Annotated in this window: 1 protein-coding gene; it reads right to left on the reverse strand. The window is 58.7% G+C overall.

Features of this window, described 5'->3' with window-relative positions; genetic code table 11:
* The coding region (locus tag FVQ81_18430; GenBank protein ID MBW7998508.1) for a tetratricopeptide repeat protein at positions 1-1,611 on the reverse strand (1,611 nt) is incomplete at its 3' end.
* Positions 1,612-2,206 lie beyond the last annotated feature (595 nt).

A 2,206-nucleotide genomic window follows, 5' to 3' on the forward strand; every position in this document is an offset into this window, starting at 1 on the left:
TACATAAGCCCCGGCGTTACCGGGATCAAGGCGGATCGCCTCGCCGTAGTCCTCGATGGCCCGCTGGTATTGCTTCAGAAAATGATAAGCAAGGCCCCGATTTGCGTAGGCGAAGGCATAACCGGGATCGAGGCGGATGGCCTCGTCGAGGTCCTCGATGGCCCGCCGGTATTGCTTGAGGCCATCATAAGCAACGCCCCGGTTGTAGTAGACTACGGCATCGCCGGAGTCGAGGAGGATGGCCTGGTCGAGGTCCGAGATGGCCCGCCGGTATTGCTTCAATTTAGCATACGCACTGCCCCGGATGCTGTAGGCCGGTGCAAGCCTGGGATCGAGGCGGAGGGCTTGGTCCAGGTCTTCGATGGCCCGACGGTACTGCCTCAGCTCAACGTAAGATAGGGCCCGGCCGAAATAGGCCACGGCCAAGTCGGAATCGAGGCGGATGGCCACTTCGAGGTCATCGATGGCCCGACGGTATTGTTTCAGCACTACGTAGGCAAGGCCCCGGTTGCTGTAGGCCGCGGCCAGTGAGGGATCGAGGCGGATGGCATTATCAAGGTCTTCGATGGCCCGCTGGTGCTGCTGCAAATTTCCATAAGCAAGGCCCCGGTTGCTGTATGCCCCCGCAAAGCCTGGATCGAGGCGAATGGCCTCGTCGAAGTCCGCGATGGCCCTCTGGTGTTGCTTCAGATAAAAATAGACAAGGCCCCGGTTGTAGTAGGCCAAGGCCAAGCCCGGATCGAGGTGGATGGCCTCGTCGAGGTTAGCGATGGCCCGCCGGTATTGCTTCAGTTCAGCATAGGCAAGGCCCCGGTCATTGTAGGCGACGGCGTAGCCGGGATCGAGGCGGAGGGCCTGATCCAGGTCTTCGATGGCCCGCCTGTATTCCTTCAGGTTATGATAAGCATTGCTCCGGTTGCTGTAGGCGATGGCGTAGTCGGGATCGAGGTGGATGGCCATGCCAAAGTATTCGATGGCCTTTTCCGGCAGATCGAAGCGCCGTTTCTTGCTGTCCCACAGGGCGGTTCCTTTTTCATACCATTGCTGTGCAGTGAGTCGTTGGGTGTTTTCCTGGAAGGCGTTCTTGAGTGTTTCCTTTTCCTCGCGGGGGGCTGCGTCGCCCAGGCGGGCCATGCGCTCCTCCAACTCCTTCACCCGCGCCAGCAGGGTTTGCACCCGCCGTTCCGATTCCTTCAGGCGCTCCATCTGGACGCGGTCGGCGAGGAGGGTTTTCACCCGCTCTTCCAGGCCCGCTGTGTCCACACGGATCACGGCCACCACCCGGATGCCGAAGGCGCTCCCCTCCAAATACGGCTGCTCCTCCACGATTTCGGTCTTGAGCACGCCGCTGGAGAGGGCCAGAATCTCGTCCTTTACCAGATCGGCGTTGCGCACCACGGAGAGGGTTTCCAGGTAGGTTCCGGCCTCCTCCAGGGCCAGCCGCTTGGCCAGGGCTATGGCGGCGACGCGGGCGTCATTCTGGGACATGGCGCTGCCCAGCAGTTGGCGCACCTCCTTGCGGACGGTGATCACCTCTCCACTGGCCGGAACGGCAAAGGCGGAGATCGTGAACAGCAGCAACAACAGCCGGATCGGGAATCGCCTCATCATCACCCATGCTCCTTTTTTCCATAGCTGGATCGAGAACTATTTCCGGTCTTGTAACTCATTGTTATATATACTTGGGGCTTCCAACAAAACCTAAATATTTAGTTTCAACGGGTATGATGAGTTGATTCAAAGATTGGATGTATTATCTCATAACCCCTTCGCGCGGGCTTGCGCGGAGGGGCACAAGCGGCGAAACCCCACCCCCACACCGCTATCGCGGCACCTCCCCTCCCCGCGTCAATTTGAACAGCCGCGCGGAGGGGCGCCTTCCCATGATGTGTCGTGGCAGTTCCCCCTCCACGTGCACGGGGAGGGGATGGCCGTAGGCCAGGGGAGGGGTTGCAGTTGCAGTTCACGGTTCCCCTTTGTGTCTTGGAAATTTAGTATAAGAAGGAAGTGGGACACCCATGTAGCAGATCGATTTTCCCCTGGTCCTTTGAGACCGCCGGAGAGGGAGGGAGCGCCCGGCAGTCCGTTGAAACACCGTGCGTGGAAGGGTGGGGTTCTACCGAGATATTAATTTTCAATTCAATCGTAATATTTCACTCATTCCAAAGATATTGTTAAAGCCGATTAATTCCCAAGGAGATCATCC

This window comes from Candidatus Glassbacteria bacterium (genome assembly GCA_019456185.1).
GTDB lineage: Bacteria > Gemmatimonadota > Glassbacteria > GWA2-58-10 > GWA2-58-10 > JAJRTS01.